The sequence below is a fragment of the Niveibacterium umoris genome (genome assembly GCF_014197015.1).
Lineage (GTDB): Bacteria > Pseudomonadota > Gammaproteobacteria > Burkholderiales > Rhodocyclaceae > Niveibacterium > Niveibacterium umoris.
The window spans coordinates 117,935-140,687 of sequence record NZ_JACIET010000002.1 but is presented as its reverse complement, the minus strand read 5'-3'; the positions used below and the strand labels follow the sequence as shown (position 1 = coordinate 140,687).

31 protein-coding genes are annotated in these 22,753 nt (G+C 65.7%); 12 read left to right on the top strand and 19 right to left on the bottom strand.

What is annotated here, in order from left to right; all coding sequences use genetic code 11:
* The first annotated feature begins 1 nt into the window (after position 1).
* Positions 2–604 carry an SAM-dependent methyltransferase gene (locus tag GGR36_RS12760; protein WP_172201323.1) on the top strand — a complete coding sequence of 201 codons (603 nt, stop codon included), beginning with the start codon at positions 2–4 and terminating at the stop codon, positions 602–604.
* 43 nt (positions 605–647) lie between these two features.
* On the top strand, positions 648–977 hold the full coding sequence (locus tag GGR36_RS12755; RefSeq protein ID WP_183635124.1) for a nucleotide pyrophosphohydrolase: 330 nt from the start codon (positions 648–650) through the stop codon (positions 975–977).
* A gap of 19 nt (positions 978–996) precedes the next feature.
* On the opposite strand, the gene GGR36_RS12750 is transcribed toward GGR36_RS12755, so the two are convergent.
* The 7 genes from GGR36_RS12750 to GGR36_RS12720 all read right to left on the bottom strand — a co-directional run bounded on the left by GGR36_RS12750 (position 997) and on the right by GGR36_RS12720 (position 5,289).
* Positions 997–1,584, bottom strand: coding sequence for a response regulator (locus tag GGR36_RS12750; RefSeq protein ID WP_183635123.1), 588 nt, complete (start codon positions 1,582–1,584; stop codon positions 997–999).
* 148 nt (positions 1,585–1,732) lie between these two features.
* Positions 1,733–2,179 carry an STY0301 family protein gene (locus GGR36_RS12745; protein ID WP_183635122.1) on the bottom strand — a complete coding sequence of 149 codons (447 nt, stop codon included), beginning with the start codon at positions 2,177–2,179 and terminating at the stop codon, positions 1,733–1,735.
* Positions 2,180–2,194: 15 nt separating this feature from the next.
* A complete protein-coding gene (gene pdxH, locus GGR36_RS12740; protein WP_183635121.1) occupies positions 2,195–2,785 on the bottom strand; it encodes a pyridoxamine 5'-phosphate oxidase in 591 nt (196 codons plus the stop codon).
* A 79-nt stretch (positions 2,786–2,864) separates the two neighbouring features.
* Positions 2,865–3,161, bottom strand: coding sequence for a DUF167 domain-containing protein (locus GGR36_RS12735; protein ID WP_420847495.1), 297 nt, complete (start codon positions 3,159–3,161; stop codon positions 2,865–2,867).
* Entirely contained in the window at positions 3,152–3,718 is a 567-nt protein-coding gene (locus tag GGR36_RS12730; RefSeq protein ID WP_183635119.1) for a YggT family protein, read from the bottom strand. Before GGR36_RS12730 ends, GGR36_RS12735 begins: the two co-directional genes overlap by 10 nt.
* A gap of 31 nt (positions 3,719–3,749) precedes the next feature.
* Positions 3,750–4,562 (bottom strand): pyrroline-5-carboxylate reductase, encoded by an 813-nt coding sequence (gene proC / locus GGR36_RS12725; protein WP_183635118.1) that lies wholly within the window; start codon positions 4,560–4,562, stop codon positions 3,750–3,752.
* A gap of 28 nt (positions 4,563–4,590) precedes the next feature.
* Positions 4,591–5,289, bottom strand: coding sequence for a YggS family pyridoxal phosphate-dependent enzyme (locus GGR36_RS12720; protein ID WP_183637021.1), 699 nt, complete (start codon positions 5,287–5,289; stop codon positions 4,591–4,593).
* A gap of 88 nt (positions 5,290–5,377) precedes the next feature.
* On the opposite strand from GGR36_RS12720, the gene GGR36_RS12715 reads away from it, so the two are divergent.
* From GGR36_RS12715 to GGR36_RS12685, 7 genes are all read left to right on the top strand, one after another.
* A complete protein-coding gene (locus GGR36_RS12715) occupies positions 5,378–6,421 on the top strand; it encodes a type IV pilus twitching motility protein PilT (RefSeq protein WP_183635117.1) in 1,044 nt (347 codons plus the stop codon).
* Positions 6,422–6,582: 161 nt separating this feature from the next.
* Positions 6,583–7,716 (top strand): PilT/PilU family type 4a pilus ATPase, encoded by a 1,134-nt coding sequence (locus tag GGR36_RS12710; protein ID WP_183635116.1) that lies wholly within the window; start codon positions 6,583–6,585, stop codon positions 7,714–7,716.
* Positions 7,717–7,821: 105 nt separating this feature from the next.
* On the top strand, positions 7,822–8,505 hold the full coding sequence (locus tag GGR36_RS12705) for a head GIN domain-containing protein (protein ID WP_183635115.1): 684 nt from the start codon (positions 7,822–7,824) through the stop codon (positions 8,503–8,505).
* Between the two features lie 96 nt (positions 8,506–8,601).
* Complete coding sequence (gene thrH / locus GGR36_RS12700) at positions 8,602–9,210, top strand: bifunctional phosphoserine phosphatase/homoserine phosphotransferase ThrH (protein WP_183635114.1); 609 nt, start codon at positions 8,602–8,604, stop codon at positions 9,208–9,210.
* 48 nt (positions 9,211–9,258) lie between these two features.
* On the top strand, positions 9,259–10,119 hold the full coding sequence (gene purU / locus GGR36_RS12695) for a formyltetrahydrofolate deformylase (protein ID WP_183635113.1): 861 nt from the start codon (positions 9,259–9,261) through the stop codon (positions 10,117–10,119).
* 327 nt (positions 10,120–10,446) lie between these two features.
* Positions 10,447–11,070, top strand: coding sequence for a flavin prenyltransferase UbiX (locus tag GGR36_RS12690; RefSeq protein WP_183635112.1), 624 nt, complete (start codon positions 10,447–10,449; stop codon positions 11,068–11,070).
* Positions 11,067–11,324, top strand: coding sequence for a DUF3862 domain-containing protein (locus GGR36_RS12685; RefSeq protein WP_183635111.1), 258 nt, complete (start codon positions 11,067–11,069; stop codon positions 11,322–11,324). Before GGR36_RS12690 ends, GGR36_RS12685 begins: the two co-directional genes overlap by 4 nt.
* Here the strand turns inward: GGR36_RS12685 and GGR36_RS12680 are convergent.
* The 9 genes from GGR36_RS12680 to ilvA form a co-directional block, all read right to left on the bottom strand.
* Positions 11,317–12,369 (bottom strand): response regulator, encoded by a 1,053-nt coding sequence (locus tag GGR36_RS12680; protein WP_183635110.1) that lies wholly within the window; start codon positions 12,367–12,369, stop codon positions 11,317–11,319. The two genes, GGR36_RS12685 and GGR36_RS12680, sit on opposite strands and share 8 nt — an antisense overlap.
* 112 nt (positions 12,370–12,481) lie before the next feature.
* On the bottom strand, positions 12,482–12,970 hold the full coding sequence (locus GGR36_RS12675; RefSeq protein WP_183635109.1) for a GNAT family N-acetyltransferase: 489 nt from the start codon (positions 12,968–12,970) through the stop codon (positions 12,482–12,484).
* 39 nt (positions 12,971–13,009) lie between these two features.
* Positions 13,010–13,489, bottom strand: a complete 480-nt coding sequence (pncC, locus tag GGR36_RS12670; protein ID WP_207064511.1) for a nicotinamide-nucleotide amidase — start codon at positions 13,487–13,489, stop codon at positions 13,010–13,012.
* A complete protein-coding gene (locus GGR36_RS12665) occupies positions 13,486–13,974 on the bottom strand; it encodes a phosphatidylglycerophosphatase A family protein (RefSeq protein WP_221229584.1) in 489 nt (162 codons plus the stop codon). Before GGR36_RS12665 ends, pncC begins: the two co-directional genes overlap by 4 nt.
* Before the next feature lie 12 nt (positions 13,975–13,986).
* Complete coding sequence (locus GGR36_RS12660) at positions 13,987–14,850, bottom strand: DMT family transporter (protein ID WP_183635107.1); 864 nt, start codon at positions 14,848–14,850, stop codon at positions 13,987–13,989.
* Positions 14,847–15,803 carry a thiamine-phosphate kinase gene (thiL, locus tag GGR36_RS12655; RefSeq protein ID WP_183635106.1) on the bottom strand — a complete coding sequence of 319 codons (957 nt, stop codon included), beginning with the start codon at positions 15,801–15,803 and terminating at the stop codon, positions 14,847–14,849. The genes GGR36_RS12660 and thiL overlap by 4 nt, the downstream gene beginning before the upstream one ends.
* Before the next feature lie 96 nt (positions 15,804–15,899).
* Positions 15,900–16,340: a GNAT family N-acetyltransferase gene (locus GGR36_RS12650; protein WP_183635105.1), complete on the bottom strand. Its 441-nt coding sequence runs from the start codon at positions 16,338–16,340 to the stop codon at positions 15,900–15,902.
* Positions 16,341–16,425: 85 nt separating this feature from the next.
* Positions 16,426–16,848 carry an ion channel gene (locus tag GGR36_RS12645; RefSeq protein ID WP_183635104.1) on the bottom strand — a complete coding sequence of 141 codons (423 nt, stop codon included), beginning with the start codon at positions 16,846–16,848 and terminating at the stop codon, positions 16,426–16,428.
* 5 nt (positions 16,849–16,853) lie between these two features.
* Positions 16,854–18,545 carry a threonine ammonia-lyase, biosynthetic gene (gene ilvA / locus GGR36_RS12640; RefSeq protein WP_183635103.1) on the bottom strand — a complete coding sequence of 564 codons (1,692 nt, stop codon included), beginning with the start codon at positions 18,543–18,545 and terminating at the stop codon, positions 16,854–16,856.
* On the opposite strand from ilvA, the gene GGR36_RS12635 reads away from it, so the two are divergent.
* Positions 18,528–18,785: a hypothetical protein gene (locus tag GGR36_RS12635; protein WP_183635102.1), complete on the top strand. Its 258-nt coding sequence runs from the start codon at positions 18,528–18,530 to the stop codon at positions 18,783–18,785. The genes ilvA and GGR36_RS12635 overlap by 18 nt on opposite strands.
* Positions 18,786–18,798: 13 nt before the next feature.
* Here GGR36_RS12635 and GGR36_RS12630 read toward each other — a convergent pair whose 3' ends face one another.
* Positions 18,799–19,365, bottom strand: a complete 567-nt coding sequence (locus GGR36_RS12630; protein WP_183635101.1) for a GNAT family N-acetyltransferase — start codon at positions 19,363–19,365, stop codon at positions 18,799–18,801.
* Between the two features lie 14 nt (positions 19,366–19,379).
* On the opposite strand from GGR36_RS12630, the gene GGR36_RS12625 reads away from it, so the two are divergent.
* A complete protein-coding gene (locus GGR36_RS12625) occupies positions 19,380–19,607 on the top strand; it encodes a hypothetical protein (protein ID WP_183635100.1) in 228 nt (75 codons plus the stop codon).
* Here the strand turns inward: GGR36_RS12625 and GGR36_RS12620 are convergent.
* Together GGR36_RS12620 and GGR36_RS12615 are read right to left on the bottom strand one after the other, a co-directional pair.
* Positions 19,601–20,476: a lysophospholipid acyltransferase family protein gene (locus GGR36_RS12620; protein ID WP_183635099.1), complete on the bottom strand. Its 876-nt coding sequence runs from the start codon at positions 20,474–20,476 to the stop codon at positions 19,601–19,603. The two genes, GGR36_RS12625 and GGR36_RS12620, sit on opposite strands and share 7 nt — an antisense overlap.
* Positions 20,473–21,351 (bottom strand): lysophospholipid acyltransferase family protein, encoded by an 879-nt coding sequence (locus GGR36_RS12615; protein WP_183635098.1) that lies wholly within the window; start codon positions 21,349–21,351, stop codon positions 20,473–20,475. Before GGR36_RS12615 ends, GGR36_RS12620 begins: the two co-directional genes overlap by 4 nt.
* A gap of 201 nt (positions 21,352–21,552) precedes the next feature.
* Between GGR36_RS12615 and metK the strand changes: the two genes are divergently transcribed.
* The gene (metK, locus tag GGR36_RS12610) at positions 21,553–22,716 is read left to right on the top strand and encodes a methionine adenosyltransferase (RefSeq protein ID WP_183635097.1); all 1,164 of its coding nucleotides are present in this window, start codon (positions 21,553–21,555) and stop codon (positions 22,714–22,716) included.
* Positions 22,717–22,753: the final 37 nt, after the last annotated feature.

Here is a 22,753-nt window from a genome sequence, read left to right as displayed (position 1 = left end):
GATGCAACATCGCTTCTGGGATGAGCGCTACGGCCGGCCGGGCTACTTCTACGGTACCGAGCCGAACGACTTCTTGCGCGCGCAGGCGGCCGCGCTGCCGATCGGCGAGGTGCTGTGCATCGGCGAAGGCGAAGGCCGCAATGCGCTGCACCTGGCGCGGCTGGGGCATCGCGTCACCGCGGTGGATCAGTCCGAAGTCGGCATGGCCAAATTGCGCGAACGCGCTGCGGCAGAGCAGCTGGCGGTCGAGGCGATGGTCGCGGATCTGGCTGAGTTCGATTTCGGCGCAGCACGCTGGACGGCCATCGTGTCGATCTTCTGCCATCTGCCAAGCGCGCTGCGCGTCGATGTGCATCGCCGCGCCGCACACGCGCTGGCGCCCGGCGGGCGCATCATTCTTGAAGCCTACACGCCGCGCCAACTGAACTACGGCACCGGCGGGCCAAGCGACCCGGACATGCTGTGCGAAGCGGAGGCACTGCGCGCCGAACTCGCGCCGCTGACGTTCGATCACCTGATCGAGCTCGAACGCGAGGTCATCGAAGGCCCCGCGCACAACGGCCTTGCGTCGGTGGTGCAGCTCGTCGCGCGGCGGCCAGGATGACAACCCCCACGCTCACTATGCTCGCGGCCTGGCGCGTACTGTCATGAAACTGATCGACACCGCGGCACTGGAGGCGCGCCTCGCCGACTTCGCGCGCGAACGCGACTGGGACCGCTTCCATAACCCGCGCAACCTGATCCTTGCGCTCACCGGCGAGGTCGGCGAGCTGGCCGAGATATTCCAGTGGCTTACCGACGCGCAGGCCGAGGCGATCATGCAGGGTGACAAGGCCGAGCATGTACGGCAAGAAGTAGCCGACGTGCTGCTCTACCTGATGCGGCTGGCGATGGTCTTGAAGATCGACGTGGATGCGGCCGTGCGCGACAAGATCGCGCTCAACGCAAAGAAGTACCCGCCGCTGCCGGAAGCCTGAGCGGCGCGCCGAAAGCCGCTCAGTCGTCGTCGCCGTTCTGGCGCTTTGGCAACTCGGCGAGGCGGGTCAGCGCGTCGACGCGCTTGAGTAACTCACGGTCATGCCAAGGCTTCTGGAAGAAGCCGAAAACCCCTTCACAGTCGCGCACCCGCGCCTGCAGGTCTTCATGGCCGGTGATTGCGATGATCGGCAGGTTCTCGGTCTCAAGGCTGCCCTGCACCGAGGCGATCAACTGGAAGCCGTCCATGCGCGGCATCTCGAGATCGGTGATCAGCAGGTGAAAGCGCTGGCGGGTCAGGATCTCGTCGGCGGCGAGGCCGTCTTCCGCCAGCGTGACGGCGTAGCCTTCCGATTCCAGCAGTTTTTTCAGTTTGCTGCGGACCACCGCTGAATCGTCGACCACCAGCACCGATCGCTGATGCGGCACCGCCGGCGCGGCTTCCTTCTGTTCGGTCGGCGTCAGCGGCTGGTTGCGGAAGAGCGGTGAACACGCGAAGAAGATCAGGGCGAGGCCCATCAGCACGGCGATCAGGTAGCCGTAGCCCGACATCATGTCGGTGAATGCACTCCAGCTTTCCAGCCAGGCGCCTGAAGAAAAATCGAGCATGCGATCGACCTCGGATGGACGCGCGGTCCGTTGATGATTCTGGCAAAACTGCCGTAATCATGCGTAAGAACGGGCGCCGCGTAAATGTCGCTAGCATCGATTGCGCGGCGCAGGTCACGTCGGCACCCGCGCGCGGCTCCGTGGCGCATCAGCGGCGGCTGTTGCAGGCCACCTTGAGCCCCTGACCAGGTTCGATCTTGCGCTTTGCGACGCATTCGTTAAGCCCGGGCGGCAGCGCCTGAAAGAGCATCGACGCGGTGCCGGAATAGCGGCAGGCCACATAGAGCATCGGGCCCGCGCTGTGTGGGCCGCGCGCGATGTACCAGGTGTCACTGGTGCTCGTGGCCGGGGCGTTCTCCGGCTTGAGCGGCGCGAAGCCGTCGGCGGGGGACGTGGTGTAGATCGCCACACCTTCGAGGTTTGTAAGGCCGCCGTCGCCGGCTTGCGGATCATGGCGCTTCCAGCCTGTGGGCGGCGCTGCGCTAGGGTCGAACGAGGCCGGACACACGACGTCTGCGCGCCCGAGCGCGAGTGCGGCGCTACTCAGGTTCAGCAACACCACTACGGCCAATGCCTTCGCCAAGTATTGCGCCATGTCGGCCTCCTCACATCAGGGAAACAGCGGGGTGCCCCGCCAGGCGCCATCGGGCTGGCGCTCAAGCCGCACGCGGTCGTGCAAGCGGAAGGCGCCGGCTTTCCAGAACTCGATCACGCGCGGCGTCAGACGAAAGCCTGACCAGAACTCCGGGCGCGGAATCTCGCCGATGCCGAATTTGAGTGCAAAGGCGGCGACGCGTTTTTCCAGCTCCCAGCGGCCTTCCATCGGCTGCGATTGCTTCGAAGCCCACGCCCCGATGCGTGAATCGCGGGCGCGGCTGGCGAAGTAGGCGTCGGCTTCTTCGGCGCTGACCGGCGTGATCGTGCCCTGCACCCGAACCTGACGCTGCAGGCTTTTCCAGTGAAACAGCAGGGCGGCCATCGGGTGGGCGGTGAGTTCCCGCGCTTTCTGGCTACCAAGGTTGGTGTAGAAGACGAAGCCGTTTTCGTCAAAATCCTTCAACAACACCATGCGGCAGGACGGCATGCCATCCGGGCCGACGGTCGAGAGCGCCATGGCGTTGGGGTCGTTCGGCTCGCTTGCGGTGGCTTCGTTGAGCCATTCGCCGAAAAGTGTGAAGGGATCGTCGACCGGGATGCTCATGCTGGATTCCTTTGATGCCACACGGCAAGCGAGTGGCGGCTTGTTGGGTTGGATGCTGTGGGCCGCGGCCAGGTTCCCGTCAGACGGGCGCGAGGCTGGCCAACCTGACGGGGTCGGCACCCTCGACGCGCACGCGCTTCTGTCGCGAACTGGCGCCCGATTCCAGCGTGACGGCACGTTTGGGCAGATCGAGCGTGTCCGCGATGAAGGCCAGCAGCGCGGCGTTGGCCTTGCCATCCACCGGCGGGGCGGCAAGGCGGATCTTCAGCGCATCGCCATGCAGGCCGGCGATTTCAGTGCGGCTCGCGCCAGGCTGGATGTGCAGCGATAGCAGCGCGCTGCCGTCGCCGCGCAGCGTCAGCCAGCTCACATCAATGCAATGCTGGCGGGCGCCACCGCCATCAACAGATAGGCGATTACCTGCAGCACCAGCAGCAACACCAGCGGCGACAGATCGACACCGCCCACCGGCGGCATGCGCCGCTGCAAGGGCAGCAGGAAGGGGCGTGCGAGGCCATTCACCAGTGGCGCGATCGGCGCGCGCGGGTTCACCCAGGACAGCACCGCCGCCACGATCACCACCACCATCACCAGCCGCACGAGGCTCATCAGCAAACCGATGCTGCCGGTCAGCAGTGTATTGCCGAGCAGATCCAGCGGGTTGGCGTAGGGCCAGGCGAACAGCAGCACCACGCCGACGACGAGGCACTCGACCAGCCAGGCGGGCACGATGCAGGAAAGGTCGAAGCCGCCCTGTGACCCGAACACCTTCTGCGCCGGACGTACTGCCCAGTCGGTCGTGGCGAGGATGAAGTGGCCGAGCGGGTTGATGAAGGACAGGCGTTGCCAGCGCATCAGTGCGCGCACCAGCAACAGGGATGTGACGAAGCTTCCCACCGCCTTGAGGATCAGGATCAGCAGACCTGCGAGCATTCCGATTGTTCTCCTTGTTGCGCGCCGACGCTCAGGCCCGGCCCAGTTCGTCGCCGAGGCTGCGGCCACGTGCTTCCGCTGCCGCCAGCGCCCGCGCGATGAGCGGTTTGAAACCATCCTGCTCCATTGCCCGCAGCGCTGCCTCGGTGGTGCCGCCCTTGGAGGTAACCCGCGCCCGCAAGGTGGCGGCGTCGTCTTCGCTTGCGGCGGCGAGCTTTGCTGCACCGAGCACCGTGTCGATGGCAAGGCTGCGTGCGGTTTCGCGTTGCAGCCCGATCGCCTCGCCGGCCTCGGTGAGCGCTTCGATGAAGTAGAACACATACGCGGGACCGCTGCCCGAGAGGGCGGTGACGGCGTCGATCTGCCCCTCGTCGGTGAGCCAGGCGACCGAGCCGACCGCGGCCAGGATGCGCGATGCAGCATCGCGTTCGTCGTCGCTGACGCTTTCGTCGGCCACCAGGCCGGCGGCGCCGGCACCGATCAGCGCAGGCGTGTTCGGCATCGCGCGCACGATGCGGTGATAGCCACCGAGCCAGCGACCGAGGGAATCGATGCGTATCCCGGCCGCGATGCTCAGTATCAGTTGCGCGTTGAGTTTGCCCGCGATCGGCGCCACCGCTTCGCGCATGTTCTGCGGTTTGACCGCCAGCACCAGCACATCGCAATCGAGCGCAGCGGCGTCGAGTGCCGTGGCAGTGCGGATGCCGAAGCGGCTGGCGAGGCGCTCGCAGGTGCCGGCATCAAGGTCGATCGCCTGCAATGCGTCGCGCGGAAAATCACGGTCGATCAGGCCGCCGATGAGCGCGCTGGCCATGTTGCCGCCGCCGAGGAAAGTGATCCGCATGGGTGTTCCTGTCATGTGCGTCGAGTGTTCAGGGGTTGGCGGCGGTGCGCGCGCCGAAGATCGCGGTGCCGACACGGACCATGGTTGCGCCCTCCGCGATTGCGATATCGAGGTCCGAGGACATGCCCATCGAAAGCGTATCGAGCGGAAGTCCGTATTCTTCGCAGACGGTGTCGCGCAGCGTCCGCAGCAGCGCGAAGCGGCTGCGCAACAACGTTTGGTCTTCGCTTGGCTCCGGTATCGCCATCAAGCCGCGCAGGCGCAGGTGCGGCAATTCCGCGACCTGCAACGCCAGATCGACAGCCGCGTCTGGTGCGATGCCGGATTTCGAGGCCTCGCCGCTGACATTGACCTGGATGCACACGTTGAGCGGTTCGTGGTGGGCCGGGCGTTGTTCGGAAAGCCGTTGCGCGATCTTCAGCCGATCCACCGAGTGTACCCAGTGGAAGTGCTGTGCGACCGGGCGGCTCTTGTTGCTCTGCAGCGGGCCGATGAAGTGCCATTCCAGCGACAGTGCGGCAAGCGCTTCGGCCTTGGTGCAGCCTTCCTGCACATAGTTTTCGCCGAAGGCGTGCTGGCCGGCGTTGGCCACTTCGACCACCGCCTCGGCCGGAAAGGTCTTGCTGACGGCCAGAAGGCGTACGCTTGAGGGGTCGCGCCCGACACGCCGGCAGGCAGAATCGATCCGTGCGAGAACTGCTTGCAGATTGGCCGAAAGGGCTGTCATATAATCGTTTCGAGTCATTCGACCGGGCTGGCCAAGTATAGCAGCGCGCTTGTCGCCCACTGTCTGCGCCACGTTTCCTGAGGACGCCATGGATATCACCGAACTGCTGGCCTTCGCGGTCAAGAACAAGGCTTCCGACTTGCACCTCTCTGCGGGTCTGCCACCGATGATCCGCGTCCATGGCGACGTGCGGCGGATCAATCTGCCGCCCATGGAGCACAAGGAAGTGCACGCCATGGTGTACGACATCATGAACGACTCGCAGCGCAAGATGTACGAGGACGTCTGGGAGACTGACTTCTCCTTCAACGTCCCCAACCTGGCGCGCTTCCGGGTCAATGCCTTCAACCAGGACCGTGGCGCCGCCGCGGTGTTCCGGACGATTCCGTCGAAGGTGCTGACGCTCGAAGAACTCGAGTGCCCGAAGATCTTCAAGGACATCGCGCAGAATCCGCGCGGCATCGTGCTGGTCACCGGCCCGACCGGTTCCGGCAAGTCCACGACGCTGGCGGCGATGGTCGACTATGTGAACGAGAACGAGTACGGCCACATCCTGACGATCGAAGACCCGATCGAATTCGTGCACGAATCCAAGCGCTGCCTGATGAACCAGCGCGAGGTCTCGCGCGATACGCAGTCGTTCAACAATGCGTTGCGCTCGGCCCTGCGTGAAGATCCGGACGTGATTCTGGTCGGCGAATTGCGTGACCTTGAGACGATCCGTCTCGCGCTGACCGCGGCCGAAACCGGCCACCTTGTGTTCGGCACGCTGCACACCTCGTCCGCCGCCAAGACCATCGACCGTATCATCGACGTCTTCCCGGCGCAGGAAAAAGAAATGGTGCGCGCGATGCTGTCCGAATCGCTGCGCGCGGTGATCTCGCAGACGCTGCTGAAGAAGAAGGATGCGACCGGGCGCGTCGCGGCGCATGAAATCATGATCGGCACGCCGGCGATCCGTAACCTGATCCGCGAAGCCAAGATCGCGCAGATGTATTCGCAGATCCAGACCGGCCAAGCATTCGGCATGCAGACGCTCGACCAGTGTCTGCAGGAACTCGTGAAGCGCAACATTGTGAGCGCGCCGGAAGCGCGCCTGAAGGCCGCCAACAAGGACAACTTCCCCGGCTAGTTCCGCGCATAAGCCTGCTGTGCGTCCCGATCTCGATCCTGTGATGCTCGCCGTACCCGCGTACGGCTGTGCTTCTCGGATCGACCTCGGTCCGCTCGCGACGGCTTCTGCACGCAACTGCGGGGGTACAGAGAAGAACGCCTAGGGGAAGGACGGACACCATGGAACGCGATCAGGCACTCAAATTCATGCACGACCTGCTCAAGCTGATGATCAGCAAGCGCGGGTCGGACTTGTTCATTACCGCTGGCTTCCCGCCGGCGATCAAGATCGACGGCAAGATCGTGCCGCAATCGAACCAGGTGCTGACGCCGCAGCACACGGCGGAGCTGGTGCGTTCGGTGATGAACGACCGCCAGGCGGCGGAGTTCGAATCGACGAAGGAATGTAACTTCGCGATTTCGCCGGCCGGCATCGGGCGCTTCCGCACCAACGCCTTCATCCAGCAGAGCCGTGTCGGGATGGTGTGCCGCACCATCGCGCAGAAGATTCCGACCATCGACGAACTGGGCCTGCCCGCGATTCTGAAGGACATCGCGATGTCCAAGCGCGGCCTGGTGATCTTCGTTGGCGGCACCGGCACCGGCAAGACCACCTCGCTCGCGGGTCTGGTCGATTACCGGAACGAGAACAGCTACGGCCACATCATCACGCTCGAAGACCCGATCGAGTATGTGCATCCGCACAAGAACTGCATCGTCACCCAGCGCGAGGTCGGTATCGACACCGATAGCTGGGAGATGGGCCTCAAGAACACGCTGCGGCAGGCGCCCGACGTGATCCTGATGGGCGAAATCCGCGACCGCGAAACCATGGATTACGCAATCGCGTTCGCCGAAACCGGCCACCTGTGTCTGGCCACGCTGCACGCCAACAGTGCCAACCAGGCGATCGACCGGATCATCAACTTCTTCCCGGAAGACCGTCGCCACCAGCTGCTGATGGACCTGTCGCTGAACCTGCGCGGCATGATCTCGCAACGCCTGATCCCGCTCAAGGATCGCAAGGGGCGCGTGCCGGCGGTGGAGATCATGCTCAACTCGCCGCTGATCTCTGACCTGATCTTCAAGGGCGAGGTCGCCGAGATCAAGGATCTGATGAAGCGCTCGCGCGAACTGGGCATGCAGACCTTCGACCAGTCGCTGTTCGATCTCTACGAGGGCGGTCAAATCACCTACGAAGACGCGCTGCGCAACGCCGACTCGATCAACGACCTGCGCCTGCAGATCAAGCTCAACAGCAAGCACTCGGATCGCGACCTCAACGCGGGCATCCAGAACCTCGACATCGTGTAACGCCTGCCCGCCCGGCCGCGGCCGGGTGTGTCCGGATGTAGCGGCGACACATCGCGGCTACATCCCTCTTGCAGGATCGGGTTTTCGATGTTGAGGGAGTCCGCGATGCGTCTGGTCCTGTCGATCATCACACTCGCGCTGCTGGCCAGCACGGCGCACGCCGAGAACGCCAAGGTCGACAAGGTGGTACCCGCCTTCGACCGCATTGAGGTCGCCGCACCATTTGACTTTGTCTGGCGAAGCGGCGCCCCGCGGCTGGTGGCAGAGGGCGAAAAGGATCTCGTCGAGCGCCTTGGCTTCGAGGTGGTGGACGGCACGCTCAAGCTGACGGCAAAGGGCCGCATCTTTACGCTCGGCCCCCTGCACACGCTCAAGGTGACCGTCAGTTCGCCGTCGCTGCGCGAGGCGAGGCTGGTCGGCTCGGGTGATCTCGAGTTGCAGTCGGTGAGCGGCCCGGCCTTGGCGCTGTCCTTGTCCGGCTCCGGTGATGTAGTCGCGCGCGGCGTGAAGGTGCAGCGCCTCGATGTCAGGCTGTCCGGCTCCGGGGATCTGAGCGCCGACGGCGAAACCGACACGCTGACTGCGGCACTGTCGGGCTCGGGCGATGTGGTGCTGACTTCAATGAAGAGCCGCGATGCGACCTTGTCGCTGGCTGGCTCCGGCGACCTGTCGGCGTCGGTGGCGGCACGCGTCGTCGCCAGTTGCACCGGCTCTGGCGATATCGTCGTGCGCGGGGCGCCGGCGCAGCGGGAGCTCACTAAGCTGGGCAGTTGCGAGATCCATTTCTGAGCCTGATCGGCGTCAGACCTGATGCAGGCCACACGGGCCAACGGGGGCAGGCTGGTAGAATCGGCAACTTTCTGCCCTCAGCATCCAGGAAGCCCCGTGAAAATTGTCTGTCTTGACCTCGAAGGCGTGCTCGTTCCCGAAATCTGGATCGCCTTCGCCGAAGCCACCGGCATCGAATCCCTGCGCCGCACGACGCGCGACGAGCCGGACTACGACAAGTTGATGAAGTATCGGCTCGACATCCTGGCCGAGAAGGGCCTTGGCCTGCCGGAGATCCAGAAGGTCATCGCCGGACTGTCGCCGCTCGAAGGTGCGAAGGCTTTCCTCGACGGCCTGCGCCAGCAATATCAGGTCGTGATCCTGTCCGACACCTTCTACGAATTCGCGAAGCCGCTGATGGAACAGCTCGGCATGCCGACGCTGTTCTGCCACCGACTGGAAGCGGACGCGACCGGCAAGCTGGTGAATTACCACCTGCGCATGCCGGATCAGAAGCGCGCCGCGGTGAAGGCCTTCCAGGGCCTCAACTTCAAGTGCATCGCCGCCGGTGATTCGTACAACGACACCGCAATGCTCGGCCAGGCCGAAGCCGGCATCCTGATGCACCCGCCCGAAAACGTGATTCGCGAGTTTCCGCAATATCCGGTGGCGCGCGACTACGACACGCTGCGTCGATACATCGACGAAGCTGCCTCAAGAATCTGAGCCTTGCCTCGGGGCGTCTGGTGACGCCCCTTCAGGAAGCATCCCCCCATGCACACCCAACGCTTCTACACGCTCACCGCCTCCTGCCCCGATCGCTCCGGCATCGTTGCGCGGGTCACCGGCTTCATCGCCGAGCACGGCGGCTGGATCTTCGAATCCAACATGCACACCGATCACGAAGCGCAGCGTTACTTCCTGCGCATCGAGATTCGCGCCAGTTCGCTGCCCTTCCTGTTGGCGGAACTGCGCGAGCGTTTCGCGCCGATCGCGCGTGAGTTCGACATGGACTGGAAGATCACCGACAGCGCGGTGAAGAAGCGCGTCGTGCTGATGGTCAGCAAGCAGGAGCACTGCCTGTACGACCTGATCGGCCGCTGGCAGAGCAAGGAGCTGGATATCGAGATCCCCTGCGTGATCTCGAACCACGACACCTTCCGGGGGCTGGTCGAGTGGCATGGCATCCCGTTCCACCATGTGCCGGTCACCGCAGAGAACAAGCCGGCGGCGTATGCAGAAGTGCGGCGCATCTTCGAAGAGGTGCGTGGCGACGTGATGGTGCTGGCGCGCTACATGCAGATCATCCCGCCGGAGATGTGCCGTGATTACCCGGGCCAGATCATCAACATCCACCACAGTTTCCTGCCCAGTTTCGTCGGCGCCAAGCCCTATCACCAGGCGCATACCCGCGGCGTGAAGCTGATCGGCGCGACCTGCCATTACGTCACGGAAGAACTGGACCAGGGGCCGATCATCGACCAGGACGTGATCCGCGTCGATCACTCCGACTCGGTCGAGGATATGGTCCGCTACGGCAAGGACATCGAAAAAGCCGTGCTCGCGCGCGGCCTGCGCTATCACCTGGAAGACCGGGTGCTGGTGCATGGCAACAAGACGGTCGTCTTCCGCTGAACCTGCCCCCGACCGCAATCAGGGCGCCCGCAAGTGGGCGCCCTTTTTGTTGGGGATGCCGCATAGCCGCCATCTATCGACGGCATCGAGACAGTCGATTGGTCTCAACGCTCGTGGCTACCTAAATTCGGCAGATCGATCACACACGACCAGCAGGAGCACGACATGAGCGCCTTCCTCCACGCCGCAGCCGAAGTCCTCATCGAGACCCTTGCAGCACTCGGCGAGGCAGGCTGAAGCGCGACACGGCGAGATCGCACCGACGCGCGGGCACCATGGCCGCATGGCCACGTACAATTGCCTGATGCTCGCTCACGGAGTAAACCGATGACCCGCCGCATCGCCCTTGCCTTCACCGGCGCCTCCGGCATGCCCTACGGCATCCGCCTGCTCGAATGCCTGCTGGCTGCGGGCATCAAGGTCGAGCTGCTGTATTCGCAAGTCGCGCAGATCGTGGCGCGGCAGGAAATGGACCTCGCACTGCCGGCGCGCCCGTCGGAAGTGCAGGCGCTGTTCGCCGAACGCTTTGGCGCGGCGGAGGCCCAACTCGCGGTGTACGGCCGCGAGGAATGGTTCGCGCCGCTCGCCTCCGGCTCCAACCCGCCCGACGCGATGGTGATCTGCCCCTGCACGATGGGTACTTTGGCCGCAATTGCCGCAGGGCTGTCGTCGAACCTGATCGAGCGCGCGGCCGACGTGTGCCTGAAGGAACGCCGTACCCTCGTGCTGGTGCCGCGCGAAACGCCGTTTTCCACGCTGCATCTTGAGAACATGCTGAAGCTCTCACGCATGGGCGTCGTGATCCTGCCGCCCAGCCCCGGCTTCTACACCCACCCGAAGTCAGTGCAAGACATGGTGGACTTCGTGGTCGCGCGGGTGCTCGACCAACTCGCCGTGCCCAACACGCTGATGCCCCGCTGGGGCGACGAAACGCGCGAGTCCGACGCATGAAGCCGCCGCTCCTGTTCGCCACGTGTCTGGTTCTGGCCCTGTTGAATGGCTGCAGCAAGCTCACGCTGCAGCGCTACGAGCAATTGCATGCAGGCATGACGCAGGCCGAAGTCGAGGATGTGATCGGCACGCCGGCGAGCTGCGATGAAACCCTGGGCGTGCGCCTCTGTCAGTGGGGCGATGCCGAACGCAACATCAAAGTCAGTTTCGTGGCCGGCAAGGCTGTGCTGCTCTCGGCGCACAAGCTCAAGTAGCCGCCCCGGTGTCACCCTCGTCGAGATAACGCTGGCGCACCTCGAGCAGATCCGGCAGGCAATGCTCGAAGGCCGCGACCACCGTCGGGTCGAAATGCCGGCCGCTCTGGCTGCGGATGTAGTCCAGCGCCGCTTCCAGCGACAGCGCGGCCTTGTAGGGCCGCACCGACATCAAGGCATCGAAGACGTCGGCAAGCGCGACGATGCGGCCCTCAATCGGGATCGCATCGCCGCTCAGGCCGGCCGGGTAGCCGCTGCCGTCCCATTTCTCATGGTGTGACATCGCGATCGAACGTGCCGCGCGAAGCAGATCGTCGTCGTGCTCGCCGATGATCTCGGCGCCGATGCCGGCATGCCGCTTCATCGTTGTCCATTCTTCCGGGGCAAGGGGGCCGGCCTTGAGCAGCACCCGGTCCGGCGTGCCGATCTTGCCGATATCGTGCATCGGCGCCGCCATCTGGATCAGCTCCGCCGTCAGAGGCCCCAGCCCCATTGCCAGTGCGATCAGGCGCGCGCTGTGGCTCATCCGCATCACATGGTTGCCGGTTTCGTTGTCGCGGAATTCGGCCGCGCGGGCAAGGCAGCCGATCAGCTGGCGGCGCGATTCGCTCAGTTCCGCTGTGCGTTGCGCCACCATCTTCTCAAGTTCAAGCGTCTGGTCGTACAGCGCGAGGTGGGTGCGCACGCGGGCCCGCACGATGGCCGGACTGATCGGCTTGGTGATGTAGTCGACGGCGCCAAGCGAGAGGCCGAACGCCTCGTCCTCGGCGGCGTCCATGCTCGTCACGAAGATCACCGGAATGCGTCGCCGGTCCGGATTCGCCTTCAGGCGACGGCAGACTTCATGGCCGCTCATCTCAGGCATCATCACGTCGAGCAGGATCAGGTCGGGCGGCGTGTCGGAATACACCTGTCGCAGCGCGCGCTCCCCGCTGTTGGCCACCTTGACGCGGTAATCGTCCTTCAAGGCGTTGCTGAGGATGTCGATGTTGTCCGCGGCGTCGTCGACGATCAGCACCGTGGGGCGGGAACGCAAATCCAGCATGGCGCAACCTTTCTCGCGCAGTGACCTGAGATCTCGCTCAAGGCGGGTGTCTGCGCGCGACACCCGCTGCAGCGTTCACGGCGCAATCGCGTTGCGCTTGAATGGCCCCCGCTCAGTCTCCGATCCAGCGTTGCATGAACATCGCCTTGCCCCAGGCCGGGTCGAGCGCGTAGTCCTCGAAGCCACAGTCACGGTATAGCGCACGCGCCGGCGCATTGCCTTCGAGTACTTCCAGCGTGACCTTGCAGCACTCGAGTTTCTCGGCGAGCGCGACCACCTGCGTCATCAGCGCGCGGCCGATGCCGGCGCCGCGATGGGTCGGCAGCACGGCGAAGTCGTGCAGGTTCAGCAGCGGTGCGCCGGCAAAGGTCGAATAGCCTTCCATGCAGATCGCGAGCCCGGCTGGCTCGCCTTCGGCGAAGGCGAGCAGCACATGCACGCCAGGGCGGTCGGCGAGGGCGCGCGGCAGGCGTGCCTTGACCTCGTCCTTGAGCCCCTCGGCGCCGCCTGCCGGGTCGCGGGCATAGGCGTCGAGCAGCAGGAGCATGGCGGCAGCGTGTTCGGGTTGGTGAAGGTTGGCGCGGAAGATGTCGAGTTGCATGAGAAGGCGTGCGAAATTGCGGGTGGGTGTTTGGATCGCTCAAGCGATCAGTGTCGCGAGGGCGCGGATCACGGTCTGGCGCCGCACTGCTTCACGGTCGCCATCGAAACGGTGGGATTCGGCGCGGGTCGTGCCGCCGCGTTCTGCCCAGGCGATCCACACGGTGCCGACCGGCTTTTCGGGCGTACCGCCGGTGGGGCCGGCGACGCCGGACACCGCAATCGCATGGCTCGCGGCCGAAGCGGCCAGCGCGCCTTCGGCCATCTCGCGCACCACCGCTTCGCTCACTGCGCCATGGGTTGCCAGCGTGGCCGCCTGCACACCCAGCATCGCTTGCTTGGCTTCGTTGGAGTAGGTGATCCAGCCGCGGTCAAACCAGCCGGAACTGCCCGATGTGGCCGTCACCACCTCGGCGATCCAGCCGCCGGTGCACGATTCGGCGGTGGCCAGCACATGGCCGCGCGCGGCGAGCCAGTCGCCGATGTCTTTCGAGAGCCGTTCGAGTTCGTGATCCATCAGCCAATGATCCGTTTGAGGATGGCGAGCACCAGCAGCGCATAGCCGGCGGCCAGCAGGTCGTCGAACATCACGCCAAGTCCGTGTTTGAAGCGCGCATCGCACTGGCGGATCGGCGGTGGCTTGAGGATGTCGAAGGCGCGGAACAGTACGAAGGCGCCAATCGCCCAGGTGAGGCCGGGCGGCGTGAAGAACAGCACCAGCCACATTGCGACGAACTCGTCCCAGACGATGGCGCCGTGGTCGATCTCGCCCAGCTTGCGGCCGGTGATTTCGATTGCGAAGCAACCGAGCACGAAGCTCCATCCGAGAAAGGCGAGGAAGGCCCAGTCGTGCGGCAGCAGGCCGCGCAGCATCGGGTACAGCAGGCAGGCGGCGAGGGTGCCGAAGGTGCCGGGCGCCTTCGGGGCGAGGCCGGAGCCGAGCCCCAGCGCCAGAAAGTGGGCCGGGTGGGCGAGCAGGAAACGGGGCGTGGGCTGGATCGGCATGGGATTCCGGCGTCAGGCGGTGGCGGGGGCTTCGGCCGGTTGCCAGGCCGAGATCAGCGCGGCGCTGGCGACCAGCAAGGCACCGGTGAGCTCGCGCGCGCTCAGCGTCTCGCCGGCCCACCACCATGAAAACAGCGCGGCGAAGACCAGTTCGGTGCTCATCAGTACCGCGGCGAGGTTGGCGGGCAAGCGTTGCAGCCCCCACTGCATCGCGATGATGATGCCCCACATCGCGATGCCGACAAAGGCCGTCATCCCCAAGGGGGCGGCGCCGGGTGCCGCGAGGGTTTCGCCGTCGGCGAGCAGCCACGCGCCCGCGAGCACGAACTCGACAATGAAGATCAGTGCGACGCGTTCCTTCTCGTCGCCATGCGGCAGGGCGCGAATCAACACGTTGTAAACCGCGAAGCTGGCGCCGGCGGCGAGCCCGATCCACTCCCAGCCGGACGCCGGCCAGGGGTAGCCCAATGCCGGGTGCCACAGCATCAGCAAGGCGCCGCCGACACACAGCGCCAGCGCCACGCTGCCGCGCAGGCCGGGACGCTCGCGCAGCAGCCACCAGGCCAGCGGCACGGTCCACAGCGGCGCGGTGTAAAGCAACAGCACCACCTTCATCACCGGCGCGTGGGTGGCGGCCGCGTTGTAGCCGAGGTTGCAGATCGCCGAGGCGAGCGCGAGCACCAGCAGGCGCGGGTCGCGCATGAAGCCCGGCAGGCGGCCGCGCGACCAGGCCAGCGCAATCACCGCGCCGAAGCCGAAGGCCAGCGTATTCGCCAGCGGCGTAGACAACCCGTGTTCGAGCAGCCAGCGGAAGGGCCACCAGATCGCTGCCCAGAACATGGCGGTACAGATGAGCGTGAGGGCGGGGCGGTTCATGCGAAGTGATCGAAACCCTGTGCGGCAAGTGCCTCGACGCGGCCGTCGGGCGCGCGCAGGTACAGACCGGTTTGCGCGGTGCAGGCCCCGATACGGGTCAGCGGCACGCCGTGCGCGGCGGCGATAGCCTGTAGCGCGGTGCGCTGCGAAGGGGGTGCGGTGAATACGAGTTCATAGTCGTCGCCGCCCGCGAGCAGGCAGTGCCGGGCTCGCGCAGCGTCGTTGCAGGCGGCGAGCGCGGGGCCGAGCGGCAGCGCTGCTTCGTCGAGCACGGCGCCGCACGCCGACGCATTGAGGATATGGCCGAGATCGCCGGCCAGCCCGTCGGATACGTCGAGCATCGCGCTGGCGATGCCGCGCAGCGATTGCCCCAGTGCGACGCGCGGCTGCGGGCGTTCGAGCGCGTCGACGCAGATCGCGCGCCAGTCCTCGGCAAGCGGTATGCCGTCGAGCAGGTGGCGCAGACCCAGTGCGGCCAGACCCGGCCAGCCGGACACCCAGACCTCGTCGCCGGGCCGTGCGCCGCCGCGGCGGATCGCTTGTCCGCTAGGCGCTTCGCCAAACACGGTGGCGCACAGGTTCAGCGGCCCGCGGGTTGTGTCGCCGCCGATCCAGTCAACGTCGAAGGCCGTGCAGCATTCCGAAAAGCCTTGCGCCAGCGCCGCGATCCAGGCCTCGTCCGCCGCCGGCAGCGATAGCGCAAGCGTGATCCAGCGCGGCGTTCCGCCCATCGCGGCGATATCCGAGATATTGACTGCGGCAGTCTTCCAGCCCAGGCGGAGCGGATCGGTATCCGGCAGGAAATGAGTGCCGGCGACCAGCATGTCGCTCGATACCAGCAGTTCGTGGCCGGCCGACGGTGCCACGATCGCGCAGTCGTCACCCACGCCTAGCACGGTGTGCCGGGTCGGGCGGGTGAAATGCCGGGCGATGAGGCTGAATTCGGAAGGCATGGCGGCCGCGAACAGGGTGGAGCCGCGATTATCCACGCTTCCCCGGCCTTTGCCGGAGGCCGGGTTGTTGCCGGGCGTTTCCGGCAGTGCTTGATGTCAGCTGCCGAGCAGCTTGCTCATCGTCACCAGCGGCATTTCGCTGAAGCCGAGCCGGGCGTAGAAGGCGTGGCCGGGGGCGTTTTCGCCGGTCTGCAGGTTGATCGAGCTGATGCCTTCTTCGCGCAGGTCTTCGCACATGGCTTCGATCAGGCGCCGGCCAATCCCTTCGCCTTGCCGTGCGCGCGCGACGCACATCTCGCGCAGCGCGAAGAACCAGCCGTCGTGCCAGCGTTCACGTGCGCCCAGCGCGAAGCCCAGTGGCACGTCGTTCTCCCAGATCGCGAAGCCACGGAAGTTGGGGTTTGCAACCAGACTCTCAAAGCGCTCGGTGGCGACTTCCGGCGTCCAGCCGTCGTGCCAGGGCGGCGCGTTGAAGATCTCGATGAAGATCGGAACCAGCTGCGGGATATGGGCGGCGGTGATCGGGCGGGTCTGCATGGTGTCGGCCTGTGCCGGTGCGACCGGCGGTGTTGGGCGGAGTTGCGAGTATCGGCGCCTCAGGCGGCCGGCCGCCTGATTCGCATCAACGCTCGGTGCCCTGGATCACCCGCAGGGCACTGACCAGCACACCCACCGCGATACCCAATGTGAGGTTGCCGCAGATCGCTTCGAGCGGGCCGAGGATGCGCCACGGCGCCTGCATCACGATGTCGCCATAGCCGAGCGTCGCGAAGTTCACCGCGGAGTGGTAGACCGCGGTTTCCATGTCGTCGAACTGGTGCAGCGCGCGGAAGATGCCGGCCCAGATCGCGATCTGTATGAAGAAGGTCAGCAGCAACGAGAAGCTCACCGCCGACAGCGTCTTGATCGCGCCGCTCAGCCGTTTGCGGGCCAGCCAGCGGGTACCAGGGCCATTGACCATGCGGACAATCAGCACCCCGGCAGCGATCTGGATCGCAAAGTTCGAGACGAAGCCGCCGCCGGCGACAAGCAGGAGCTTGAACATGCCGCCTAGCCGAGGAACATCTTGTAGGCGGGGTTGCTGGTCTCGTCGACGTACTCGTAGCCGAGCTTGTCGAGGAAGGCCGAGAACTCCGCGTCGTCCTGTGGCGGTACCTGGATGCCTACCAGTACGCGGCCGTAATCCGCGCCGTGGTTACGGTAGTGGAACAGCGAGATGTTCCAGTCCGAACGCATGTGGTTCAAGAAGGTCATCAGCGCGCCCGGCCGCTCCGGGAAGATGAAGCGCAGCACGCGTTCGTGATCCGCGGCCGGCGCGTGGCCGCCAACCATGTGGCGCACATGCAGCTTGGCCATCTCGTCGTCGGTGAGATCGAGCGTGTCGAGATCGTGGCGGCGAAGGGTTTCGACGAGCTTCAGGGATTCGGCGCGCGAATGCACCTGCACCCCGACGAAGACGTGCGCGGTATCGCTGTCGCCGTAGCGGTAGTTGAATTCGGTGATGTTGCGGTTGCCGAGCAGGGTGCAGAACTTGCGGAAGCTACCGGCCTTCTCGGGAATCGTCACCGCCAGCACGGCTTCACGCTGCTCGCCGATCTCGGCGCGCTCGGCGACGAAGCGCAGGCGGTCGAAATTGGTGTTGGCGCCTGATGCCACCGCCACCAGCGTCTTGTCGCGCAGCTTGTGCTGCGCGGCGTAAGCCTTGGCGCCGGCGATCGCGAGCGCGCCGGAGGGTTCCAGGATCGAGCGGGTGTCTTCGAACACATCCTTGATCGCCGCGCAGATCGCGTCGGTGTCGACCAGGATCACCTCGTCGACCAGATCCTTGCAGAGGCGGAAGGTCTCTTCGCCAACCAGCTTCACCGCGGTGCCGTCAGCGAAGAGGCCGACGTGGTCGAGCCGGACCCGCTCACCGGCAGCCAAGGAGCGCGCCATCGCGTCGGCATCATAGGTTTCGACGCCGATGATCTTCGTCTCCGGACGCAGGCGCTTGATGTAGGCGGCTACGCCGGCGATCAGCCCCCCGCCGCCGATCGCGCAGAACACCGCGTGGATCGGCTTTGGGTGCTGACGCAGGATCTCCATGCCGATCGTGCCCTGGCCGGCGATCACGTCCGGATCGTCGAACGGATGCACGAAGGTCAGCTTCTCCGCTTGCTCCAGCTCTTTCGCGTGGCCGTAGGCCTCGTCGTATGAGGTGCCGTGCAGCACCACCTCACCGCCGCGCGCGCGCACTGCATCGACCTTTATCGCCGGTGTCGTGGCCGGCATCACGATCACCGCGCGGATGCCCATCTTGGCGGCCGACAACGCAACGCCCTGCGCGTGGTTGCCCGCCGAGGCGCAGATCACGCCGCGCTCACGCGCCTTGGCAGAGAGCTTCGCAATCTTGTTGTAGGCGCCGCGAATCTTGAACGAGAACACCGGCTGCATGTCTTCACGCTTGAGCAGGATGCGGTTGTGCGCACGCGCCGACATGTTCGGCGCCAGCTCCAGCGGGGTTTCGATGGCAACGTCGTAGACGTTGGCGTTCAGGATGCGTTCAAGGTAGTCGTTCTGCATGGTCGGATTCGGTGGTGTTCGCCGCCGGGGGGTGGCGGGTCGGTCAGGGTAGCAGTCGATCGTGCGGTGCGGCAAGGCAGTGCGGACAAGCGCAGCGTGGATCGCTCGCCAATGCGGCAGAATGGCCGCAGGATCCGTCACCACCAGAGATGGCGCACTGCCATGCCCAGCAAGACGCATATCGGACACCGGCACCTCGACCGCGCGTCGATCATGAGTTACCTGGCCGATCCGATGCCCGGCACGCCTTCCGCCGGCGATTACATTGCCTGCAACATGGCGATGAAGCGACGTTTCGGCATCGACTACAAACCGCCGCCGAACGCGGTGCCAGATCCCGGCGTCGGGCTTGCCGATCAGGGGGCGGCGCAGTTGCGCATCGCGCCGGATGAGCTGCCGGAGGCCGATGGCGGACATTGACCGCCGCCAACGTTCACACGGCCTTGGGGGTGGGTGGCCGATGTGTGCGGCGCCGCACGGCCCATTCTTCCGCGGTGATCGCATAGCGGGCGTGGTCGCGCCAGCGACCGCCGATCTTCAGGTATCGCGGCGAGAAGCCTTCGAGGCGGAATCCGGCGCCGGACACCAGCGCGATCGACGCGGCGTTCTGTGGCTGGATATTGGCTTCGAGCCGATGCAGCTTGAGCTGGCGGAAGGCGACGTCGAGCACCAGTGGCAGCGCGGCGCGTGTCCAGCCGCGTCCGGCGTGACTCGCCATGGCGTAATAGCCGAGATAGGCGTTGCAGAACGCGCCGTAAATGATCTGGCTGAGGTTGAACACGGCAATCGGTGCGCCGCTGGCACGGTCCTGCGCAAGCAGGGCCTGGAAACTGGCCGACTGGGATCGGGCGACCCAAGCGGTCAAGGCTTCATGGCTTGCCTCGATGTGGCTCCAGGGGCGATGCAGACGGGTGCTGCGCCGGATCGCGTCGGCGAGCTGCGGAATGTCGGCTGGGGTGGGCGGGCGTAGGGCGATCCACTTGTTGGCCGCGGTCGGCATGGGAGAATCGCCGCATGAAGTCTGTGCCATGGCTCCCTCTTCTGATGATCGTGCTGGCCGTTATGTGCGCGGTCGCCGGGATCGCGCTCGGCTTCGACCTGTGGCGCCCTGAGCGTGACTGGCTCGCAGCCGACGGCGCGGCGCTGGCGCTGATCGTGTCGGCAGCGGCGCTTGCCGGCTCCGCCGCCTTTCCGCTCGTGATCCGGCGCCTCGTTGCGAATGACCGGCCTGCCGATCAGTAGAACCCGGGTTCGCCTTCCGGACGGGTCTTGAAGCGCTTGTGCACCCAGTAATACTGCGCCGGCATGGTCAGCACGTGGCGCTCCAGTTCCTGATTCATGCGCAGCGTATCGGCGTATTCGTCGTCGCCGGGAAAGTCCTCCCACGGCGCACCTATCGTCAGTTCGTAACCGCGCCCCCACGGCATCATGCGGATGATGCCGCTGAGCACCTGGGCGCGCGCCATGCGCGCGATGCGCGGCAGGCCGGGCACGGTGGCGGCCTGCACGCCAAAGAAGGGCACGAAGATCGAGTCGCGCGGGCCGAAATCCTGATCCGGCAGGTAGAAGAAGCCATACCCGCCCTCGCGCAGCTTCTTGATCACCGGGCGCACGCCTTCCTGGCGCGAGAACAGCACCTGGTTGCCGAAGCGGGTGCGGCCGTGCAGCAGCCAGCGTTCCAGCACCTTGTTCTTCTGCGACGAGTAGATGCTGACCCAGTTCACCTCGGTCGCAAGGCGGGTGCCGGCCGCGTCGAGCGCGCAGAAATGCGGTACCAGCAGGATCGCCGGTGTACCACTGTCGATCACCGTCTTCAGGTGTTCCAGCCCTTCGACGCGTACGAGACGGCGGATCCGGTCCGCGGAGGCGAACCACAGCACGCCGCGTTCGAGGAAACTGCGGGCAACGTACATGAAATGCTGCCGCGCCATCCGCGCACGCGCGCGCTCCGACAGATCAGGGAAGCACAGGCGCAGGTTGGTGAGCGTGACACGGCGGCGAGGAGCCACCACCCAGTAGAGCAGCCAGCCGAGCGCGTTACCGCAGGCCGCCTGCAGCGGCAGGGGCAGCCAGTGGAAGCACCACAGGAAGATCACCACCAGACGGCTCATCGCACGACCTCCGCGGGCGCCGGGGCGGTGGTTGGGGGGCTTACGCCTGGCGGACATTTGTAGCGGTTGTAACCCCACAGGTACTGCGCCGGGCTGGACAGGATCTGCCGCTCGAGCGCTGCGTTGAGCGCGGCGACACGCTGCGGCAGCGGCGCATCGGGCAGGTCCAGCGGTTCGATGTGCAGGTGGAATCCGCGTCCCCAGGAAAGGCGACGGGCAAAGGCGATGAATGCGGCCGAGCCGCCGGTGCCGGCCATCCGTGCTGCGAGCGTCATGCTGTAGGCGGGGCGGCCGAAGAACTCGGCCCATACGCCTTCGCCTTCGCGCGGCACCTGATCGGGCAGGATGCCGATCGCTTCGCCCGCTTTCAGTGACTTCAGCAACTGGCGCACGCCACCGGCATCGGCCGGAACGGCCCTCATGCGGCCGCGGTTGCGTCCGGCGTCCATCAGCGGTGCCAGCACGTTCTTGCGCGGCGGCCGGAACAGCACGGTGATCGGGCCGCTGAGCGCGGCGTAGTACTGCGCCGAGATTTCGAAACAGCCCAGATGCGGCGTGACGAAGAGGATGCCGCGGCCCGCCGCCAATGCCGCGCCGACCGCTTCATACCCACTGGTTGATCGCACCGCGCGGGCCAGCGCTGACTGCGGCCGCGTCCAGACCCAGGCGGTTTCGAAGGCGCCTTTGCCGGCTTCGATCGCATTCACCAGGCATGCGCCAAGCGGCGCGCGGTGGCCGAGCGCTTGCGACAGGTTGGCGGAGAGGGTGCGGCGATAGCTGGCGGACACCGCCCAGACGAGCAGGCCGATGGCCGTGCCGAACAGGTGCAATACGAACAGGGGCAGGTGGCCGAGCAGGCGGAAGAAGGTGTTCATTGCGCGGGGCAGGGCCTCGGCCCTTGTTTGACCGAGTTGGCTCGGCCGGGGGATAATAGCTGATCCGCCGCGTTAAACCGACAACTTGCAGGGCGGAACGGTGTCGAAATCCGGCGTCGAAAATACTGCTAAAGCGTCGCCAGCTCGAACCCCGGAGCCGGCCACGATGGCTGCTACGGGGTTTTTTGTTTGGAGCGATCCATGAGCAACGATTTCCTCTTCACCTCCGAGTCGGTCTCCGAAGGCCATCCGGACAAGGTTTCGGACCAGATCTCCGATGCCATCCTCGATGCGATCTTCACGCAGGACAAACATGCCCGCGTGGCGGCCGAGACGCTGTGCAACACCGGCCTCGTGGTGCTGGCGGGCGAGATCACGACGCACGCGAACGTCGACTACATCCAGGTTGCGCGCGACACGATCAAGCGCATCGGCTACGACAACACCGAATACGGCATCGACTACAAGGGCTGCGCGGTGCTGGTGGCCTATGACAAGCAGAGCCCGGATATCGCCCAGGGCGTCGATCACGCCTCCGACGACTACCTGAACACCGGCGCCGGCGACCAGGGCCTGATGTTCGGCTACGCCTGCGACGAGACGCCGCAGCTGATGCCGGCGCCGATCTACTACGCACACCGCCTGGTGCAGCGTCAGTCTGAGCTGCGCAAGGACGGCCGCCTGCAGTGGCTGCGCCCGGACGCCAAGAGCCAGGTCACCTTCCGCTATGTCGACGGCAAGCCGCATTCGATCGACACGGTGGTGCTGTCGACCCAGCACGCACCGGACATCACGCAGGAAATGATCCGGGAAGCGGTGATCGAGGACATCATCAAGGGCGTCATTCCGGCGGAACTGCTGAAGGACACCAAGTACCTGGTGAACCCGACGGGTCGCTTCGTCATCGGCGGCCCGCAGGGCGACTGCGGCCTCACCGGCCGCAAGATCATTGTCGATACCTACGGCGGCGCCTGCCCGCACGGCGGTGGCGCGTTCTCCGGCAAGGATCCGACCAAGGTCGACCGCTCCGCCGCCTATGCGGCGCGCTACGTTGCGAAGAACGTCGTGGCTGCCGGGCTGGCCCGCCAGTGCCAGGTGCAGGTGTCGTACGCGATCGGGGTCGCCAAGCCGATCAATGTGACCGTCTATACCGAAGGCACCGGCGTGATCCCGGACGAGCAGATCGCCAAGCTGGTACAGGAGCACTTTGACCTGCGCCCCAAGGGCATCATCAACATGCTCGACCTGCTGCGCCCGATCTACGAGAAAACCGCCGCCTACGGCCACTTCGGCCGCGACGAGCCGGAATTCACCTGGGAAGCCACCGACAAGGCCGAGGCCTTGCGCGCCGCAGCGGGTCGCTGACCCCAAGCGTTCCCGAGTCATCCGGAAGGCGGGCTGC

Bases quoted from the DNA above. Each gene is read 5' to 3' on its own strand.
- GGR36_RS12630 (WP_183635101.1), bottom strand. From the start codon at position 19,365: ATGCCGACCGCGGCCAACAAGTGGATCGCCCTACGCCCGCCCACCCCA.
- GGR36_RS12715 (WP_183635117.1), top strand. From the start codon at position 5,378: ATGGATATCACCGAACTGCTGGCCTTCGCGGTCAAGAACAAGGCTTCC.
- proC (WP_183635118.1), bottom strand. From the start codon at position 4,562: ATGCGGATCACTTTCCTCGGCGGCGGCAACATGGCCAGCGCGCTCATC.
- pdxH (WP_183635121.1), bottom strand. From the start codon at position 2,785: ATGAGCATCCCGGTCGACGATCCCTTCACACTTTTCGGCGAATGGCTC.
- GGR36_RS12615 (WP_183635098.1), bottom strand. From the start codon at position 21,351: ATGAACACCTTCTTCCGCCTGCTCGGCCACCTGCCCCTGTTCGTATTG.
- GGR36_RS12620 (WP_183635099.1), bottom strand. From the start codon at position 20,476: ATGAGCCGTCTGGTGGTGATCTTCCTGTGGTGCTTCCACTGGCTGCCC.
- GGR36_RS12755 (WP_183635124.1), top strand. From the start codon at position 648: ATGAAACTGATCGACACCGCGGCACTGGAGGCGCGCCTCGCCGACTTC.
- GGR36_RS12705 (WP_183635115.1), top strand. From the start codon at position 7,822: ATGCGTCTGGTCCTGTCGATCATCACACTCGCGCTGCTGGCCAGCACG.
- GGR36_RS12665 (WP_221229584.1), bottom strand. From the start codon at position 13,974: ATGCCGATCCAGCCCACGCCCCGTTTCCTGCTCGCCCACCCGGCCCAC.
- GGR36_RS12685 (WP_183635111.1), top strand. From the start codon at position 11,067: ATGAAGCCGCCGCTCCTGTTCGCCACGTGTCTGGTTCTGGCCCTGTTG.
- GGR36_RS12760 (WP_172201323.1), top strand. From the start codon at position 2: ATGCAACATCGCTTCTGGGATGAGCGCTACGGCCGGCCGGGCTACTTC.
- GGR36_RS12750 (WP_183635123.1), bottom strand. From the start codon at position 1,584: ATGCTCGATTTTTCTTCAGGCGCCTGGCTGGAAAGCTGGAGTGCATTC.
- GGR36_RS12720 (WP_183637021.1), bottom strand. From the start codon at position 5,289: ATGACAGCCCTTTCGGCCAATCTGCAAGCAGTTCTCGCACGGATCGAT.
- GGR36_RS12680 (WP_183635110.1), bottom strand. From the start codon at position 12,369: ATGCTGGATTTGCGTTCCCGCCCCACGGTGCTGATCGTCGACGACGCC.
- metK (WP_183635097.1), top strand. From the start codon at position 21,553: ATGAGCAACGATTTCCTCTTCACCTCCGAGTCGGTCTCCGAAGGCCAT.
- GGR36_RS12645 (WP_183635104.1), bottom strand. From the start codon at position 16,848: ATGTTCAAGCTCCTGCTTGTCGCCGGCGGCGGCTTCGTCTCGAACTTT.
- GGR36_RS12650 (WP_183635105.1), bottom strand. From the start codon at position 16,340: ATGCAGACCCGCCCGATCACCGCCGCCCATATCCCGCAGCTGGTTCCG.
- GGR36_RS12660 (WP_183635107.1), bottom strand. From the start codon at position 14,850: ATGAACCGCCCCGCCCTCACGCTCATCTGTACCGCCATGTTCTGGGCA.
- ilvA (WP_183635103.1), bottom strand. From the start codon at position 18,545: ATGCGTCTTGCTGGGCATGGCAGTGCGCCATCTCTGGTGGTGACGGAT.
- GGR36_RS12730 (WP_183635119.1), bottom strand. From the start codon at position 3,718: ATGCTCGCAGGTCTGCTGATCCTGATCCTCAAGGCGGTGGGAAGCTTC.
- GGR36_RS12635 (WP_183635102.1), top strand. From the start codon at position 18,528: ATGCCCAGCAAGACGCATATCGGACACCGGCACCTCGACCGCGCGTCG.
- GGR36_RS12675 (WP_183635109.1), bottom strand. From the start codon at position 12,970: ATGCAACTCGACATCTTCCGCGCCAACCTTCACCAACCCGAACACGCT.
- thiL (WP_183635106.1), bottom strand. From the start codon at position 15,803: ATGCCTTCCGAATTCAGCCTCATCGCCCGGCATTTCACCCGCCCGACC.
- purU (WP_183635113.1), top strand. From the start codon at position 9,259: ATGCACACCCAACGCTTCTACACGCTCACCGCCTCCTGCCCCGATCGC.
- GGR36_RS12690 (WP_183635112.1), top strand. From the start codon at position 10,447: ATGACCCGCCGCATCGCCCTTGCCTTCACCGGCGCCTCCGGCATGCCC.
- GGR36_RS12745 (WP_183635122.1), bottom strand. From the start codon at position 2,179: ATGGCGCAATACTTGGCGAAGGCATTGGCCGTAGTGGTGTTGCTGAAC.
- GGR36_RS12710 (WP_183635116.1), top strand. From the start codon at position 6,583: ATGGAACGCGATCAGGCACTCAAATTCATGCACGACCTGCTCAAGCTG.
- GGR36_RS12625 (WP_183635100.1), top strand. From the start codon at position 19,380: ATGAAGTCTGTGCCATGGCTCCCTCTTCTGATGATCGTGCTGGCCGTT.